General features: G+C 70.9%; 1 protein-coding gene. It reads right to left on the minus strand.

Annotated elements, in window-relative coordinates; translation table 11 throughout:
- Positions 1–582 (minus strand): NYN domain-containing protein (locus G5C65_RS37715; RefSeq protein ID WP_165303571.1); only part of this gene is annotated, 582 nt, incomplete at its 3' end.
- Positions 583–943: the final 361 nt, after the last annotated feature.

Consider the following 943-nt stretch of genomic DNA (forward strand, 5'->3'; position numbering starts at 1 on the left):
GGGCTCCGGGGCCGGGGCGCAGACGCCGGACATGTCCTTGGCGCGGACGACGCGGGTGATCCAGCTGCGGTCGAGCACCCGCCGCTCGTCGGCCTCGGCGACCAGGTCCTCGGACTGGTTGTAGTCGCCGTCGGCGGCCTGCACCGCCCACAGATGGACGGCGACGCCGTGCTCCTTGGCGGACATCAGTCCGGGCAGCAGATCGCCGTCGCCGGTGACCAGCACGATGTCGGAGCAGGCGCGGTTGCGTGCCAGCTCGGTGAGCTCGGCGTGCATCGCGGCGTCCACCCCCTTCTGCGCCCAGCGGCCGTCGCTGCGGGTCAGCGCGCCCAGGCGGACGGTCACCCGGGGCATGACGCGCAGCCTGCGGTGCTCGGGCTGGGGCACCCGGTCGGGGGCGCCGTCGAACCAGTAGATGCGCAGCAGCGCGCGCTCGGTGTCGGCTTCGGCCTGCTCCCGCAGCGCCTGGATCAGCGCGGTGTGATCGACGCTGATGCGGGACCGGCTGGGCTCACCTGCCAGCAGACTCGCGGCGGCGCCCAAGAGGTACCCGGCGTCCACGAGGACGACGCAGCGGTCCACAATCCACCCACTCTCGGTCGGCCTCCCGGTCGGCTCCTTCGAGTCTGCCCGACCGCGCCGGGGGTTATCAGCCGGAACTCGATCATCGGCGTGCCGATCCGGCCGTCCGGTCAGTGAAGCTTACGCACGGTATCTGTCCGACATGCGCGGCATATCAGCCCATGTAAGGCTGAGGGCGGCCACTCGTTCGAGGTTCCAGGAGGCGATCATGGCCAAGTCGAGAAAGAAGACCGCGCAGAAGGACAAGGGGCAGACCGCGGAGCGGGCCCAGGAACAGGCGAAGAGCTCGGCCATGGAGGCCCAGGCCAAGTCCGCCGCCCAGGCCAACCCGAATGACGTGGCGCGCAAACACCGCGAGCGC

It is taken from the genome of Streptomyces boncukensis (genome assembly GCF_011045075.1).
Classification (GTDB): domain Bacteria; phylum Actinomycetota; class Actinomycetes; order Streptomycetales; family Streptomycetaceae; genus Streptomyces; species Streptomyces boncukensis.